Annotated in this window: 13 protein-coding genes; 11 read left to right on the top strand and 2 right to left on the bottom strand. The window is 57.3% G+C overall.

What is annotated here, in order from left to right; translation table 11 throughout:
* Nucleotides 1-17: 17 nt before the first annotated feature.
* Complete coding sequence (gene ggt / locus ACSEMK_RS11865) at nucleotides 18-1763, top strand: gamma-glutamyltransferase (RefSeq protein ID WP_113373960.1); 1746 nt, start codon at nucleotides 18-20, stop codon at nucleotides 1761-1763.
* 86 nt (nucleotides 1764-1849) lie between these two features.
* Here the strand turns inward: ggt and yhhY are convergent, their stop codons facing one another.
* Together yhhY and ACSEMK_RS11875 are read right to left on the bottom strand one after the other, a co-directional pair.
* Entirely contained in the window at nucleotides 1850-2338 is a 489-nt protein-coding gene (yhhY, locus tag ACSEMK_RS11870) for an N-acetyltransferase (protein WP_045394825.1), read from the bottom strand.
* Between the two features lie 226 nt (nucleotides 2339-2564).
* A complete protein-coding gene (locus ACSEMK_RS11875) occupies nucleotides 2565-3212 on the bottom strand; it encodes a polymer-forming cytoskeletal protein (protein WP_113373959.1) in 648 nt (215 codons plus the stop codon).
* A gap of 265 nt (nucleotides 3213-3477) precedes the next feature.
* On the opposite strand from ACSEMK_RS11875, the gene ACSEMK_RS11880 reads away from it, so the two are divergent.
* From ACSEMK_RS11880 to glgA, 10 genes are all read left to right on the top strand, one after another.
* On the top strand, nucleotides 3478-4515 hold the full coding sequence (locus ACSEMK_RS11880; RefSeq protein WP_435336526.1) for an oxidoreductase: 1038 nt from the start codon (nucleotides 3478-3480) through the stop codon (nucleotides 4513-4515).
* A 121-nt stretch (nucleotides 4516-4636) separates the two neighbouring features.
* The gene (locus ACSEMK_RS11885; protein ID WP_015369337.1) at nucleotides 4637-5332 is read left to right on the top strand and encodes a pirin family protein; all 696 of its coding nucleotides are present in this window, start codon (nucleotides 4637-4639) and stop codon (nucleotides 5330-5332) included.
* 225 nt (nucleotides 5333-5557) lie between these two features.
* Nucleotides 5558-6553: a gluconate operon transcriptional repressor GntR gene (gntR, locus tag ACSEMK_RS11890; protein WP_015369338.1), complete on the top strand. Its 996-nt coding sequence runs from the start codon at nucleotides 5558-5560 to the stop codon at nucleotides 6551-6553.
* Nucleotides 6554-6746: 193 nt separating this feature from the next.
* Entirely contained in the window at nucleotides 6747-7277 is a 531-nt protein-coding gene (gntK, locus tag ACSEMK_RS11895; protein WP_015369339.1) for a gluconokinase, read from the top strand.
* On the top strand, nucleotides 7277-8617 hold the full coding sequence (gene gntU, locus ACSEMK_RS11900; RefSeq protein WP_015369340.1) for a gluconate transporter: 1341 nt from the start codon (nucleotides 7277-7279) through the stop codon (nucleotides 8615-8617). Before gntK ends, gntU begins: the two co-directional genes overlap by 1 nt.
* Before the next feature lie 474 nt (nucleotides 8618-9091).
* Nucleotides 9092-10198, top strand: coding sequence for an aspartate-semialdehyde dehydrogenase (asd, locus tag ACSEMK_RS11905; RefSeq protein ID WP_113373957.1), 1107 nt, complete (start codon nucleotides 9092-9094; stop codon nucleotides 10196-10198).
* A 237-nt stretch (nucleotides 10199-10435) separates the two neighbouring features.
* Nucleotides 10436-12619 (top strand): 1,4-alpha-glucan branching enzyme, encoded by a 2184-nt coding sequence (gene glgB, locus ACSEMK_RS11910; protein ID WP_213794140.1) that lies wholly within the window; start codon nucleotides 10436-10438, stop codon nucleotides 12617-12619.
* Nucleotides 12619-14595, top strand: coding sequence for a glycogen debranching protein GlgX (gene glgX / locus ACSEMK_RS11915; RefSeq protein ID WP_316425075.1), 1977 nt, complete (start codon nucleotides 12619-12621; stop codon nucleotides 14593-14595). The genes glgB and glgX overlap by 1 nt, the downstream gene beginning before the upstream one ends.
* 68 nt (nucleotides 14596-14663) lie before the next feature.
* Nucleotides 14664-15959, top strand: coding sequence for a glucose-1-phosphate adenylyltransferase (gene glgC / locus ACSEMK_RS11920; protein WP_015703688.1), 1296 nt, complete (start codon nucleotides 14664-14666; stop codon nucleotides 15957-15959).
* Entirely contained in the window at nucleotides 15959-17392 is a 1434-nt protein-coding gene (gene glgA, locus ACSEMK_RS11925) for a glycogen synthase GlgA (protein WP_430914885.1), read from the top strand. Before glgC ends, glgA begins: the two co-directional genes overlap by 1 nt.
* Nucleotides 17393-17404 lie beyond the last annotated feature (12 nt).

The raw sequence follows: 17404 nt of genomic DNA on the forward strand, positions 1-17404 counted from the left end.
TTTTCAGGAGTAAGACAATGATAAAAACAACAATATGGCGTCAGGTGGTCATCGCAGCGTTACTGGCGGGGGGCAGCTTTACCGTTGCCGCCAATCCGCCGCCCCCGCCGCCGGTCTCGTATGGCGTTGAGGAAGATGTGTTTCACCCGGTGCGCGCCCAGCAGGGGATGGTGGCCTCGGTGGACGCGCTGGCGACCCGCGTCGGCGTAGATATTCTGCGTCAGGGCGGCAACGCCGTCGATGCGGCGGTTGCCGTTGGCTATGCGCTGGCGGTGACGCATCCGCAGGCCGGTAATATCGGCGGCGGCGGCTTTATGATGCTGCGAACTAAAGACGGTAAAACCACGGCGATCGATTTCCGCGAGATGGCCCCGGAACAGGCCACCCGCGATATGTTCCTTGATGAACATGGCAATCCTGACAGTAAAAAATCGCTGACTTCACATCTCGCTTCCGGCACGCCTGGCAGCGTTGCGGGCTTCTCCCTCGCGCTGGAAAAATACGGCACTATGCCGCTGAATAAGGTGGTCCGCCCGGCGATTAAGCTGGCGGAGGAGGGGTTTATCGTTAACGATGCGCTGGCTGACGATTTAAAAACCTACGGCAGCGAAGTGATCCCGCAGCATGAAAACAGCAAAGCGATTTTCTGGAAGAACGGCGAGCCGCTGAAAAAAGGCGACCGGCTGGTGCAAAAGAATCTGGGTAAAAGCCTGGAGCTGATTGCCGAGCACGGCCCGGACGCCTTCTATAAAGGGGCTATCGCCGACCAGATTGCCGGTGAGATGAAAAAACACGGCGGGCTTATCACCAAAGCCGACCTCGCCAACTACAAGGCCGTGGAGCGTACACCGATTAGCGGTGAATATCGCGGCTATGAGGTTTACTCCATGCCGCCGCCGTCCTCTGGCGGGATCCACATCGTGCAGATCCTCAATATCCTCGAAAACTTCGATATGCAGAAATATGGTTTTGGCAGCGCCGACGCCATGCAGGTAATGGCGGAGGCGGAGAAACACGCCTATGCCGACCGTTCTGAATATCTCGGCGACCCTGACTTCGTCAAAGTGCCATGGCAGGCGTTGACCAGCAAGGCTTACGCCAAAGCGATTGCCGCCGAGATTGACGTGAACAAGGCGAAGCCTTCCAGCCAGATCCGTCCGGGCAAGCTGGCGCCGTATGAAAGCAACCAGACCACCCACTTCTCGGTAGTCGATAAAGACGGCAATGCGGTGGCGGTCACCTATACGTTGAATACCACCTTTGGCACCGGCATCGTGGCCGGCGACTCCGGAATTATACTCAACAACCAGATGGATGATTTCTCGGCGAAGCCCGGCGTGCCTAACGTTTATGGTTTAGTCGGCGGCGACGCCAATGCGGTAGGGCCGAAAAAGCGCCCTCTGTCGTCGATGTCGCCGACGATTGTGGTGAAAGACGGGAAAACCTGGCTGGTGACCGGTAGCCCGGGCGGTAGCCGTATTATTACCACCGTGCTGCAAATGGTGGTCAACACCATTGATTTCGGAATGAACGTCGCGGAAGCCACCAACGCGCCGCGCTTCCATCACCAGTGGCTGCCGGACGAGCTGCGGGTGGAGAAAGGTTTTAGCCCCGATACCGTGAAATTGCTGGAAGCGAAAGGGCAGAAAGTCGCGCTGAAAGAGGCGATGGGTAGTACCCAGAGCATTATGGTGGGGCCGGATGGTACGCTGTATGGCGCTTCCGATCCGCGTTCGCCCGGTGATTTGACCGCGGGGTATTAAGGTGTTGCCCGGTGGCGCTGCGCTTACCGGGCCTACAAGTGTACGAACGTAGGCCGGGTAAGGCGAAGCCGCCACCCGGCAACACGCTACTTCATTCTCGCCATATAATACGCATCCACATACTCGCCGTTGCGCAATGCGTAACCCTTGGCGGTGCCTTCGATCTCAAAGCCGTACTTCTTATACACCGCGACCGCCGGGGCGTTATCGGCAAAGACGGTGAGTTCGATGCGATCGACGCGCAGCCAGTTGTCGCACATATCAATCATGGTGCGCATCAGCGCGCTGGCGACGCCGCGGTTATGCCAACGTGAATCTACGCTGATACCAAAATCGGCGACGTGGCTACGGCGGGGGCGTTGGACGACGGCAATGCTTAAATGGCCGACGACTTGCCCATCGATACAGGCCACCAGCTGCTTCACGCCGGGAGTATCGGTTAGCCGCTCCCGCCACATGTGCTCGGATGGATGAGGAACCTGTAGCGTGTTGTGATACACCTCCGGCTGGGCGTGAATTTGACGAATCGCGTCAACATCTTTCGGTTCAGCATGGCGTATCACGATGTCACTCATTCCTTGTTCCTCATTCAGGTGAAAAGTCCCTTTAAACATCACTGACTCCGGCGTTCGAGTCAACACGCATTATTTGCAAAAAAATGTAGACAAGTGCGAATGAGAATGATTATTATTGTCCTGCATTCAGGGAGACCCTTGCGGAAAGCCTGAAAGCACGACATTGCTCACATTGCTTCCAGTATTACTTTAGCCAGCCGGGTGCTGGCTTTTTTTTGCGCTCATTTCAGGCGTGTTGCGATTTGGCGGATTTCACCGCTTCTTCTGCGACCAGGCCGACGATATTGTTTTTATTTTTGCTCTCCGCGGTGGCCAACACTTCGGCGCTGCCGGTAAACAGGCCACCCTTTTTAATCGCCAGCGTGCGATAGGCGAGGGTGCCGTCGAGGTTGCCATGTTCCTCAATAGCGATGCTATCGCCACGGCACTGGCCATGTACCTTGCCGTCGACGATCAGTTCCCGGCAGCTGATATTGCCCTCCACGTGACCCTCGCGCATCACCTTAATCAGATGTTCTTTGGCCTCAATGTTGCCGGTGACCTGGCCATGGATATAAACATGGCCGCAGGCGACGATATTGCCGACAAAATGCACCCCGCTGGCGATCACCGTGGTTTCCTGTTTTTTGACGCTTGCTGCTTCTGGATCTGCTGCCGCCACGGTTGGCGCAGCGACTTCAGCAGCCTGCGCTTCGGTTTTATTTTTCTTCATAAACATAGCGTTAATTTTTTCCCGTTGGGTATGAATAAGGAATGCGAAGAGAGTACAGGCGGCCGCCAGGCGCGCCAGCGCGGTCTCATCGCTAAACCAGGCGATTAGTGCGAGAAGCCAGAAAAAAATGGCGCAGTTTATGGCGAGATACGTTTTTTCCATCAGCAGCGGCTGGCTACTCCGTTAGTCTTTAGCAACGTCCTGGTTTTGCCCTTCACTTATCCGCAGTTTCGTCATTGGGATCAAGACTTTCTGTTGAAAAATGGCGTTTTAATGGCTTATTAATCAATCTCTTATTAAAAATTACGTATGAGTGATAACCGAAATATTTTGCCGGTGAATTTTCCTGCTTAGAGGAAAAGGGGGATGAAGTGAGCCGCCTGCTTGCGCTATGGTTAAAGGCAGCACATCAACTAAGGACAGCGTTATGATTCTGCACTGCGCATTTATTGGCTTTGGTAAAAGCACGACCCGCTACCACCTTCCTTACGTCCTGCATCGCAAAGACCGCTGGCACGTCGCGCATATTTATCGCCGCAGCGCCAGGCCGGAAGAACAGGCGCCGGCGTATTCCCATATCCACTTCACCAGCGACCTCGATGAAGTACTGAACGACCCGCAGGTCAAGCTGGTAGTGGTCTGCACCCATGTCGATAGCCACTTCGAATACACGAAGCGGGCGCTGGAAGCAGGGAAAAACGTACTGGTTGAAAAACCCTTCACCCCGATGCTTACAGAGGCGAAGACCCTGTTCGCGCTGGCGAAAAGCAAAGGGTTGACGGTAACGCCTTACCAGAACCGCCGCTTCGACTCCTGTTTCCTGACCACCAAAAAGGTGATTGAAAGCGGTAAGCTCGGCGAGCTGGTGGAAATTGAAAGTCATTTTGATAACTACCGACCGGTGGCGGAAACCCTCCAGGGGGGACCGCAAAGCGGCGATTTCTACGGCCTCGGGGTGCATACCATGGACCAGATCATTTCGCTGTTTGGTCGCCCGGATCATGTTTCCTACGATCTGCGATCACTACGCAATAAAGCCAATCCCGATGACACGTTTGAAGCTCAACTGTTTTATGGCGACCTGAAAGCGATTGTCAAAACCAGCCATCTGGTGCAGATTGACTACCCGAAATTTATCGTTCATGGCCATAAAGGCTCGTTTGTGAAATACGGCATTGACCAGCAGGAGACCAGCCTGAAGGCCAACATTATGCCGGGCGACGCGGGGTTCGGCGCTGATGATAGCGTGGGGCAACTGGTGTACATCAACGAGGCGGGCGTGGCGGTACGTGAAGAGGTGCCGCTGGAAACCGGCGACTACGGACGAGTGTATGACGCGCTGTATGACACCCTCGTTAACGGCCGGCCGAATTACGTCAAGGAATCTGAAGTTCTCACCAATATGGAGATTCTGCAGCGCGGCTTTGAACAGCCTTCTCCGGCTACTATTACCCTCGCGAAATAAGAAAATCTGGCTCCTCGTCGCTTGTTCATATTTTTTGAACAGAGGAGTCAATTTTCACCCTCTATGATCGCCGGCGGAATGGGTCCACACTTACTCCATCGAAAACATACGGGGGTGCAACATGATCTACTTACGCAAAGCTAACGAACGTGGCCACGCTAACCATGGCTGGCTGGATTCCTGGCATACTTTCTCTTTCGCCAACTACTACGACCCGAACTTTATGGGGTTCTCCGCGCTGCGCGTGATTAACGATGACGTAATCGACGCCGGCCAGGGGTTTGGCACCCATCCGCACAAAGACATGGAAATCCTGACTTATGTGCTGGAAGGCGCGGTTGAGCACCAGGACAGCATGGGTAACAAAGAGCAGGTTCCGGCTGGCGAGTTCCAGATTATGAGCGCGGGTACCGGCGTACGTCACTCTGAGTACAACCCGAGCAGCACCGACCGCCTGCGTTTGTATCAGATCTGGATTATTCCAGAAGAAACCGGCATTACGCCGCGCTACGAGCAGCGCCGCTTTGATGCCGCGCAGGGCAAACAGCTGGTACTGTCGCCAGATGCGCGCGAAGGGTCGCTGAAAGTGCATCAGGATATGGAACTGTATCGCTGGGCGCTGCTGAAAGATGAGCAGTCGGTTCACCAGATTGCCGCGGAACGTCGCGTGTGGATCCAGGTAGTGAAAGGCGAAGTAACGATTAACGGCACCAAAGCCACCACCAGCGATGGTCTGGCGATTTGGGACGAGCAGGCGATTTCGGTTCACGCCGACAGCGATAGCGAAATATTGCTGTTCGATCTGCCGCCGGTTTGATACGCGTCATCCTTCAAGCCGCATTTTTGTTGGCTCTCCTCACTCACCCCGGTCGCGTACCCTTTGTACGCTTCCGGGGATTCGTTGCGTTGCCGCCTCAATGCAACTTGAATGATTTTGCGTATTAACTCTAAATAAATCTTTTGGCCCTTTTTTCTCCGGGAAGGTTGCGCTTTGTCCGTGATAAACTGAGAAAATGTTTCCCAGCCGATCACAGTCAGGACGATGAAAAAGAAAAGACCCGTACTTCAGGATGTAGCCGATCTTGTCGGCGTGACCAAAATGACGGTCAGTCGCTATTTACGTAACCCGGAACAGGTTTCTGAGGCCCTGCGTGGCAAGATTGCCGTTGCACTCGATGAGCTGGGTTATATTCCCAATCGCGCTCCTGATATTCTCTCCAACGCCACCAGCCGCGCCATCGGCGTGCTGCTGCCCTCGTTAACTAACCAGGTCTTCTCGGAAGTGCTACGCGGCATTGAAAGCGTCACCGACGCCTTCGGTTATCAAACCATGCTGGCGCACTACGGCTATAAGCCGGAGATGGAAGAGAAGCGTCTCGAATCAATGCTTTCCTGGAACATTGACGGCCTGATCCTCACTGAACGTACCCACACGCCGCGGACGCTGAAAATGATTGAAGTCGCCGGCATCCCGGTGGTTGAGCTGATGGACAGCCAGTCGCCGTGCCTCGACATTGCCGTCGGTTTCGATAACTTCGAAGCGGCGCGGCAGATGACGGCGGCGATTATCGCCCGCGGTCACCGCCACGTTGCTTATCTCGGCGCGCGTCTTGATGAACGTACTATCATCAAACAGAAGGGGTACGAGCAGGCGATGCTTGATGCTGGCATGACGCCCTACAGCGTGATGGTGGAGCAATCCTCTTCTTACTCGTCAGGGATTGAGCTGATGCGTCAGGCGCGTCGCGAATATCCGCAGCTCGACGGCATCTTCTGCACCAACGATGACCTCGCGGTCGGCGCGGCGTTCGAGTGCCAGCGTCTGGGGCTGAAGATCCCGGACGACATGGCGATAGCCGGTTTCCACGGTCACGATATCGGTCAGGTGATGGAGCCGCGTCTCGCCAGCGTACTGACCCCGCGCGAGCGCATGGGACGCATCGGCGCCGAGCGCCTGCTGGCGCGCATCCGTGGAGAGACGATTACCCCTAAGATGTTAGATTTAGGTTTCACATTGTCACCGGGCGGATCTATTTAAATCGACAAGTTTGAAGTAGATCACACATATTCACATCTGGCACGAATGGTTATTGCTTCTCCCAGGGTCCGGCATGACAATGTTACCGATAACAGTTACCCGTAACACTTGCCCGTAATCATTAATCAATACGCCGCCTTCGCGCTGTATCAGTCAGCTCCGACGCGGCGCACCAGTCCAGTGGGAGGACGCTTTGAGCACGACTAACCATGATCACCACGTCTATGTCCTGATGGGCGTTTCCGGCAGCGGTAAATCCGCCGTCGCCAGCGAAGTGGCGCATCAACTGAAAGCCGCGTTTCTCGATGGCGATTTTCTGCATCCGCGCAGCAACATCACCAAGATGGCTTCCGGCGAGCCGCTGAACGACGATGACCGCACCCCGTGGCTGCAGGCGTTGAATGACGCGGCATTCGCCATGCAGCGCACCAACAAAGTTTCGCTGATCGTCTGTTCGGCGCTGAAAAAAAGCTACCGCGACATTCTGCGCAAGGGCAACCCGAACCTCTCCTTTATCTACCTGAAAGGCGACTTCGACGTGATTGAAAGCCGGCTGAAGGCGCGTAAAGGGCACTTCTTCAAAACCCAAATGTTGGTGACGCAGTTTGAAACACTGCAGGAACCAGGCGCTGACGAAAGCGATGTGCTTATCGTCGATATCGACCAGTCACTGGAAGGCGTGGTCGCCAGCACCATTGAGGTGATTAACAAAGGCAGTAACTAGTGAGTACTTTAACGCTTGTTTTAACAGCAGTCGGCTCGGTATTGCTGCTGCTGTTTTTAGTCATGAAGGCGCGTATGCACGCCTTCGTGGCTTTGATGGTGGTTTCTATTGGCGCAGGTCTCTTTTCCGGTATGCCGCTGGATAAAATCGCGGCGACGATGGAAAAAGGGATGGGCGGCACGCTGGGCTTCCTGGCGATAGTCGTCGCGCTGGGCGCGATGTTCGGTAAAATTTTGCATGAAACCGGCGCGGTCGACCAGATTGCGGTGAAAATGCTGAAATCCTTCGGCCACAACCGCGCGCACTATGCGATTGGTCTTGCCGGCCTTATCTGCGCGCTGCCGCTATTCTTTGAAGTGGCGATCGTGCTGCTGATTAGCGTCGCGTTTTCCATGGCGCGCCATACCGGCACTAACCTCGTGAAGCTGGTGATCCCGCTGTTCGCCGGCGTAGCCGCCGCCGCGGCATTCCTGCTGCCGGGGCCCGCGCCGATGCTGCTGGCTTCGCAGATGCACGCCGATTTCGGCTGGATGATCCTGATTGGCCTCTGCGCTGCTATTCCGGGGATGATTATCGCCGGCCCGCTGTGGGGTAACTTCATCAGCCGCTACGTTGAGCTGCACATTCCTGACGATATCAGCGAACCGCATCTCGGCGAAGGTAAAATGCCGTCCTTCGGCTTTAGCCTCTCGCTGATCCTGCTGCCGCTGGTGCTGGTCGGCTTGAAAACCATCGCCGCGCGCTTTGTGCCGGTGGGATCCACCGCCTATGAATGGTTCGAGTTTATCGGCCACCCATTCACCGCGATTCTGGTTGCCTGCCTGGTAGCGATTTACGGCCTGGCGGTACGTCAGGGGATGGCGAAAGATCGCGTGATGGAGATCTGCGGCGCGGCGCTGCAGCCGGCGGGTATTATTCTGCTGGTGATTGGCGCAGGCGGCGTCTTCAAGCAGGTGCTGGTGGACTCCGGCGTCGGCCCGGCGCTCGGCGAAGCGCTGACTGGCCTGGGTCTGCCGATTGCGATTACCTGCTTCGTGCTGGCGGCTGCCGTGCGTATTATTCAGGGCTCCGCGACCGTGGCGTGTCTGACGGCGGTCGGCCTGGTGATGCCGGTCATTGAGCAACTGAACTATAGCGGCGCGCAAATGGCGGCTCTCTCCATCTGTATCGCGGGTGGTTCGATTGTGGTGAGCCACGTAAACGATGCCGGCTTCTGGCTGTTCGGTAAGTTCACCGGCGCCAGCGAAGCGCAGACGCTGAAAACCTGGACGATGATGGAAACCATCCTTGGCACCACCGGCGCCATTGTCGGGATGATTGCTTTCCAGCTGCTGAGCTAAGTAAAAATAATTTCCCCGGACGCCACCACGGTATCCGGGGGAAAAACCAGGGTAATACCGCTTACCCTGGATTCTCCTCGGTAACACGCTTTTTTCCCCTCTTTTCCACTTCCTTTTGCCGTGAATATCAGCGCTACGACAATGATCGTATTGCTCGTCAGGCCTTGCGGCACAAGGATTTGTCCGTTTTTTTTCGCAAGCGTGAAAGCGATATTTTTCGCGCTGAATCCATAATCAGGATCAATAAAATAGCGACGGAAAATATTCCATTACGCGGGTTATTTGCCCGATAATCTTTACGCTTTTTATGACTACCAGCGACGGTAGGCGGAGTGCGGGATAAGTTGCTTTTCTGATTGGCGCGCAATCATTGATTAATTTCACTTGCGACTTTAGCTGCATTTTGTAATGTGAAGGACATCCCAGTTGGAAACTGGCCTGGCACTAACAGCACACACCTCGCAGGAATACGTTATGAAAAATGTTGGTTTTATCGGTTGGCGTGGAATGGTCGGCTCTGTTCTCATGCAACGCATGGTGGAAGAGCGTGATTTCGACGCCATTCGCCCTGTTTTCTTCTCCACCTCTCAGCTGGGTCAGCCCGCGCCGTCATTCGGCGGCAGTACCGGGGGGACGCTTCAGGATGCATTCGATCTGGAAGCGCTGAAGGCGCTGGACATTATTGTTACCTGCCAGGGCGGCGATTACACCAACGAGATTTACCCGAAGCTGCGCGAAAGCGGCTGGCAGGGGTACTGGATTGACGCGGCGTCTTCGCTGCGCATGAAAGACGATGCGATCATTATTCTCGACCCGGTTAACCAGGATGTGATTACCGCTGGCCTGAATAACGGCATTAAAACCTTCGTCGGCGGCAACTGTACGGTGAGCCTGATGCTGATGTCCCTCGGCGGCCTGTTTGCCCATGACCTGGTGGAGTGGGTCAGCGTGGCGACCTACCAGGCGGCTTCCGGCGGCGGCGCGCGCCATATGCGCGAACTGCTGAGCCAGATGGGCCAGCTGCATGGCCACGTGGCGAGCGAGCTGGCGAACCCGGCTTCCGCGATTCTCGATATCGAGCGCAAAGTGACGTCGCTGACCCGCAGCGGCGATCTGCCGGTCGATAACTTTGGCGTGCCGCTGGCGGGCAGCCTGATCCCATGGATCGACAAACAGCTTGATAACGGCCAGAGCCGCGAAGAGTGGAAAGGCCAGGCGGAGACCAACAAAATTCTCGCCACCGCGTCGCCGATCCCGGTCGATGGTCTGTGCGTGCGCGTCGGCGCGCTGCGCTGCCACAGCCAGGCGTTTACCATCAAGCTGAAGAAAGATGTTTCTATCCCGACCGTTGAGGAGCTGTTGGCCGCGCATAACCCGTGGGCCAAAGTGGTGCCAAACGATCGTGAAATCACCATGCGCGAGCTGACCCCAGCCGCGGTGACCGGCACCCTGACCACCCCGGTAGGGCGCCTGCGTAAACTGAACATGGGTCCTGAGTACCTGTCGGCCTTTACCGTCGGCGACCAGCTGCTGTGGGGCGCCGCCGAACCGTTGCGCCGCATGCTACGACAGCTGGCGTAAACGCAGGACAAACGATAAGGGGTGTGGATACACCCCTTTTTTTTGCGTAATACAAGGAGTAAACGCGGATGTTGGATTTTTCCCCACGGAGGTAACGCAGCCTTGGCTATGCTTTAAGTAAGGAGTTCCTTACCTGAAGGTGGGACGGAGCAGGAGGATGCACGTTGGTGCTGCGCCGTTCAGGTCAAAAAAGTCGCCGGTTACAGGAAAGGGCGACACTTACAACAGGATGAAAGCATGTCGAATCGAATCGATAGAGACGTGATTAATGCGCTTATTGCAGGTCATTTCGCGGATCCCTTTTCCGTGCTTGGCATGCACCGCACCGAGGCGGGGCTGGAAGTTCGCGCATTATTACCAGACGCCACCGAAGTGTGGGTTATTGAACCAAAAACCGGGCGTAAAGTCGGCAAACTCGAATGCCTCGATTCGCGCGGATTCTTTAGCGGCCTGCTGCCGCGGCGTAAAAACGCTTTTCGCTACCAGCTGGCCGTCACCTGGCACGGACAGCAAAACCTGATTGACGACCCTTACCGTTTCGGCCCGCTGCTGCAGGATGTTGACGCCTGGCTGTTGTCCGAGGGAACGCACCTGCGCCCTTACGAAACCCTGGGCGCGCACGCCGACACCATGGATGGCGTCACCGGTACGCGCTTTTCGGTTTGGGCGCCTAATGCCCGGCGGGTTTCCGTAGTGGGGCAATTTAACTACTGGGATGGTCGACGCCATCCGATGCGCCTGCGCAAAGAGTCTGGTATCTGGGAACTCTTCATCCCCGGCGCGCTTAATGGCCAGCTGTATAAATTCGAGCTGATCGATGCCCACGGCAATCTGCGCGTCAAAGCCGACCCTTACGCCTTTGAGTCGCAAATGCGCCCGGAAAGCGCGTCGCTTATCTGCGATTTGCCGCCCAAAGTCGAACAGCCGGCGGAACGCAAAGCCGCGAACCAGTTCGATGCGCCGATCTCTATCTATGAAGTGCACCTCGGTTCCTGGCGCCGCCATACCGACAATAACTTCTGGCTAAGCTACCGCGAACTGGCGGACCAACTGGTGCCCTACGCAAAATGGATGGGCTTCACCCACCTTGAACTGCTCCCGGTGAACGAACACCCGTTCGACGGCAGTTGGGGCTACCAGCCGACCGGCCTCTACGCCCCGACACGCCGCTTCGGCACCCGTGAAGATTTCCGCTATTTCATCGATGCCGCCCACGCAGCAGGCCTTAACGTGATCCTCGATTGGGTTCCGGGCCATTTCCCGGCGGATGACTTTGCGCTGGCCTCATTTGACGGCACCTCGCTGTATGAACATAGCGATCCGCGCGAAGGTTATCACCAGGACTGGAATACCCTTATCTATAACTACGGCCGCCGCGAAGTCAGCAATTACCTGGTGGGTAACGCGCTGTACTGGATCGAGCGCTTCGGCATTGACGCGCTGCGCGTCGACGCGGTGGCGTCGATGATCTACCGCGACTACAGCCGTAAAGCGGGCGAGTGGATCCCTAACGAATACGGCGGGCGGGAAAATCTCGAAGCGATCGAGTTTCTGCGTAACACCAACCGTATTCTCGGCGAGCAGACGCCAGGCGCGGTAACGATGGCGGAAGAGTCCACCGATTTTGCCGGCGTGACGCGCCCGCCCGCCGACGGCGGCCTCGGCTTCTGGTTCAAATGGAATCTCGGCTGGATGCACGACACGCTGGACTATATGAAGCTCGATCCGGTTCATCGTCGCTACCATCACGACAAAATGACCTTCGGCATGCTCTACAACTACACCGAGAACTTCGTGCTGCCGCTCTCCCACGATGAAGTGGTGCACGGCAAAAAATCGATTCTCGACCGCATGCCGGGGGACGCATGGCAGCGCTTTGCCAACCTGCGCGCCTATTACGGCTGGCTGTTCGCCTTCCCGGGCAAAAAGCTGCTGTTTATGGGCAATGAATTTGCCCAGGGCCGCGAGTGGAATCACGACGCCAGTCTCGACTGGCATCTGCTGGAGGGCGGCGACAACTGGCACCATGGCGTCCAGCGGCTGGTGCGCGACCTGAACCACACCTACCGCCACCATAAAGCGCTGCATGAACTTGATTTCGATCCCTACGGCTTCGAATGGCTGGTGGTCGACGATCATGAGCGTTCGGTATTTATCTTTGTGCGCCGCGATAAAGCCGGCAATGAGATTATCGTCGCCAGCAACTTCACCCCGGTGCCGCGCCACAACTACCGTTTCGGCATTAACCAGCCGGGACGCTGGCGCGAAGAATTGAACACTGACTCGATGCATTATCACGGCAGTAACGCCGGAAATGGCGGCGTGGTTGAGAGCGAGCCCGTCGCCAGCCATGGTCGTCAGCATTCGTTGTCGATTACCCTGCCGCCGCTGGCGACCATCTGGCTGGTACGGGAGGCCTGATGACGACGCTTGCCGCGGGAAAACCGGCGCCTTTGGGCGCCAGCTATGACGGCAAAGGGGTGAACTTCACCTTGTTTTCCGCCCACGCCGAGCGGGTGGAGCTCTGCGTGTTCGACCAGCAGGGCAACGAGCGGCGCTACGACCTACCGGCGCGCAGCGGCGACATCTGGCACGGCTGGCTGGCCGATGCGCGTCCGGGGCTACGCTACGGTTATCGGGTGCACGGGCCGTGGGATCCGGCGCAGGGGCATCGCTTCAATCCGGCCAAGCTGCTGCTCGACCCCTGCGCGCATCAGGTGGCGGGTGAACTGTTGGACGACGAGCGTCTGCATGGCGGGATGCATGAAGCGGATGCCCGCGATAGCGCAGCCATCGCGCCAAAGTCGCAGGTAGTCGATCTGCATTACGACTGGCTCGGCGATAAACCGCCGCGCACGCCGTGGGGCGAAACGGTCATTTATGAAGCCCACGTCAAAGGGTTGACCTGGCTGCATCCGGAGCTGCCGGAGGCGATCCGCGGCACCTATCAGGCGCTGGGCCACCCGTTGATGATCGACTATTTCCGCCGCCTGGGTATTACCGCGCTGGAGCTGATGCCGGTAGCGCAGTTCGCCAGCGAACCCCGCCTGCAGCGGATGGGGCTGAGCAACTACTGGGGCTACAACCCGCTGGCGCTGTTTGCGCTGGAGCCGCGCTACGCCAGCCAGCCGCAGCGGGCGCTCGATGAGTTCCGCGATGCGGTGAAAGCGCTGCACGCGGCGGGTATTGAGGTGATCCTCGATATCGTGCTGAACCATAGCGCGGAAATCGATCTTGAAGGGCCGACAGTCTCCCTGCGCGGTATCGATAACCGCAGCTATTATTGGATCAGGGACGACGGCGATTATCACAACTGGACCGGCTGCGGTAACACGCTCAACCTCAGTCATCCTGGCGTGGTGGAGTATGCCCTGCAGTGCCTGCGATTTTGGGTTGATGAGTGCCACGTTGACGGTTTTCGCTTCGACCTGGCGTCGGTGATGGGGCGCATGCCGGAATTTCGTCAGGACGCGCCGCTGTTTGAGGCCATTCGCCGCGACCCGGTATTGTCGGCGCTCAAGCTGATTGCCGAACCCTGGGATATTGGCCAGGGAGGTTATCAGGTGGGGAACTTCCCGCCGCTGTTTGCCGAATGGAACGACCATTTTCGCGATACCGCGCGCCGTTTCTGGCTGCAACAAAACGTGTCGTTGGGTGACTTCGCCCAGCGCTTCGCCGCCTCCAGCGACCTCTTTGCCCGCGATGGCAAGCGGCCTGCGGCGACGATCAATTTGATCACGGCGCATGATGGCTTCACCCTACGTGATTGTGTCTGTTTCAATCAGAAACACAATCAGGCGAACGGTGAAGAGAATCGCGATGGGACTAACAATAACTACAGCAACAATCATGGTATAGAGGGATTAGAAGCCAATCTTGCCGTGATTGAGCGGCGGCGCGATAGCGTACATGCGCTCCTGACCACGCTGCTGCTGTCGCAAGGAACGCCGATGCTGCTGGCGGGCGATGAGCATGGCCATAGTCAGCACGGAAACAATAATGCGTACTGTCAGGACAATGCTTTGACCTGGCTGGACTGGCGGCGGGCAAATCACGGATTAACCGCGTTTGTCGCCGCGCTTATCCACCTGCGTCGGCGCATTCCGGCGTTAACCCGTAATCAGTGGTGGCAGGAGCATGACGGCAACGTGAGCTGGCTCAATCAGCGCGGAGAACCGTTAAACGCCGACGAGTGGCAGCATGGCGCCGCGCGGCTGCAAATCCTGTTATCCGATCGCTGGTTGATCGCGCTGAATGCCACCGCTGAGGTGGCGGATATGGTTTTACCCGCGGGGGAGTGGCGCGCCGTTCCTCCATTCGCCGGAGAGGATAATCCGGTCATCATGGCTGTCTGGCATGGGCCCGCGCACGGAGTTTGCGTATTTCAAAGGTCATAGTCCCTGGGGGTTTTCGGCGCGTTCATGATGAATGCGCCGTGAAGCAGGGGAATCAAAAGGAGTTAATCATGGTTGGGCTTGAAAAGAACGATCCGTTGATGCTGGCGCGTCAACTTCCTCTCAAATCGGTGGCGCTGATCCTTGCTGGCGGGCGTGGTACCCGGCTTAAGGATTTAACCATTAAGCGCGCGAAGCCTGCCGTCCACTTTGGCGGTAAGTTCCGTATTATCGACTTCGCGTTATCTAACTGTCTTAACTCAGGTATTCGCCGCATCGGCGTGATTACCCAATACCAGTCGCATACCCTGGTGCAGCATATTCAGCGCGGCTGGTCTTTCTTCAGCGAAGAGATGAATGAGTTTGTCGATCTGCTACCGGCGCAGCAGCGGGTACACGGTGAAAACTGGTATCGCGGTACCGCCGATGCGGTGACGCAGAACCTCGACATTATTCGTCGTTATAAAGCCGAGTATGTGGTGATCCTCGCCGGCGACCACATCTACAAACAGGATTACTCGCGCATGCTGATCGACCATGTCGAAAAAGGCGCGCGCTGCACCGTCGCCTGCATGCCGGTGCCCATCGAAGAAGCATCCGCTTTTGGCGTGATGGCGGTTGACGAAAGCGAGAAGATCATCGAGTTCGTCGAGAAACCGGCCAACCCGCCGGCGATGCCGAACGACGCCACCCGCTCGCTTGCCAGTATGGGTATCTATGTCTTTGATGCGGATTACCTTTATGAACTGCTGGCCGCTGACGACCTCGACGAAAACTCCAGCCACGACTTCGGCAAAGATATCATCCCGAAAATTACCGAAGCTGGCATGGCTTATGCACATCCTTTCCCGCTCTCCTGCGTGCAATCCGACCCGCAAGCCGAGCCGTACTGGCGCGATGTGGGTACGCTGGAAGCCTACTGGAAGGCCAACCTCGACCTGGCCTCGGTGACGCCGGAGCTGGATATGTACGACCAGCACTGGCCTATCCGTACCCACATGGAATCGCTGCCGCCGGCGAAGTTCGTCCAGGACCGCTCCGGCAGCCACGGCATGACGCTGAACTCGCTGGTTTCCGGCGGTTGCATTATCTCGGGCTCGGTGGTGGTGCAGTCGGTGCTGTTCCCGCGGGTGCGGGTGAATTCGTTTTGTAACATTGATTCGGCAGTCTTATTGCCGGATGTCTGGGTCGGGCGCTCGTGCCGCCTGCGCCGCTGCGTGATAGATCGCGCCTGCGTCATCCCGGAAGGGATGGTTATTGGGGAGAATGCGGAAGAAGATGCCAGCCGCTTCTATCGTTCAGAAGAAGGGATCGTGCTGGTTACGCGCGACATGCTGCGGAAACTGGGGCACAAACAGGAGCGATAATGCAGGTTTTACACGTATGTTCAGAGATGTTCCCGTTGTTAAAAACCGGCGGTCTGGCTGACGTTATTGGCGCGCTGCCTGCGGCGCAGATAGCAGACGGCGTGGATACCCGCGTGCTGCTGCCGGGGTATCCGGATATCCGCCGCGGGATTACCGACGCGCAGGTTGTCACCCGCCGGGATACCTTTGCCGGGCGCATCACCCTGCTGTTCGGCCATTTTAACGGCGTCGGTATCTATCTGATCGACGCGCCGCCTCTCTACGATCGTCCGGGGAGCCCATATCACGACGCCAACATGAATGCCTATACCGACAACGTGCTGCGCTTTGCGTTGCTCGGCTGGGTGGGTAGCGAAATGGCCTGCGGGCTGGATCCATTCTGGCGCCCGGAGGTGGTGCACGCTCATGACTGGCACGCGGGCCTGACGCCGGCTTACCTGGCGGCGCGCGGACGGCCGGCGAAATCGGTGTTTACGGTGCACAATCTCGCCTACCAGGGGATGTTTTACTCCTGGCATATGAATGAGATAGAGCTGCCGTGGTCGTTCTATAACATGCACGGCCTCGAATTTAACGGCCAGATCTCGTTCCTCAAAGCCGGGCTGTACTATGCCGACCATATCACGGCGGTGAGCCCAACCTACGCGCGGGAAATCACCGAACCGCAATATGCCTACGGCATGGAAGGGCTGCTGCGCCAGCGCCAGCACGAGGGCCGCTTGTCCGGCATCCTTAACGGCGTCGATGATAGTATCTGGAATCCGCAAAGCGATCTGCTGCTGGCGGCGCGCTATGACCGCGATAGTCTGGAAGAGAAAGCCGAGAATAAACGACAGCTGCAAATCGCCATGGGGCTGAAGGTGGATGACAAAGCGCCGCTGTTCGCCGTGGTGAGCCGCCTGACCAGCCAAAAAGGGCTTGATCTGGTGCTGGAGGCGCTGCCGGGCCTGCTGGAGCAGGGCGGGCAACTGGCGCTGCTGGGCGCCGGCGATCCGGTACTGCAGGAGGGCTTCCTCGCCGCCGCCGCCGAACATCCGGGCCAGGTCGGCGTGCAGATTGGCTATCACGAGGCGTTTTCGCACCGCATCATGGGCGGCGCCGATGTGATTCTGGTTCCCAGCCGCTTTGAACCATGCGGCCTGACTCAGCTGTATGGCCTGAAATACGGCACCCTGCCGCTGGTGCGCCGCACCGGCGGTCTCGCCGATACCGTGGCCGACTGTTCGCTGGAAAACCTCGCCGACGGCGTCGCCAGCGGCTTTGTCTTTGAGGACAGTAACGCGGTGTCGTTGCTGCGAGCCATCCGGCGCACCTTTGTGTTGTGGTCGCGGCCATCGCTGTGGCGCTACGTTCAGCGTCAGGCGATGAATATGGACTTTAGCTGGCAGGTGGCGGCGAAATCCTATCGTGAACTCTATCAACGCTTGATGTAATCACAGGAGCTA

Source organism: Klebsiella sp. K-3 (genome assembly GCF_051207495.1).
Classification (GTDB): Bacteria; Pseudomonadota; Gammaproteobacteria; order Enterobacterales; family Enterobacteriaceae; genus Klebsiella; species Klebsiella aerogenes.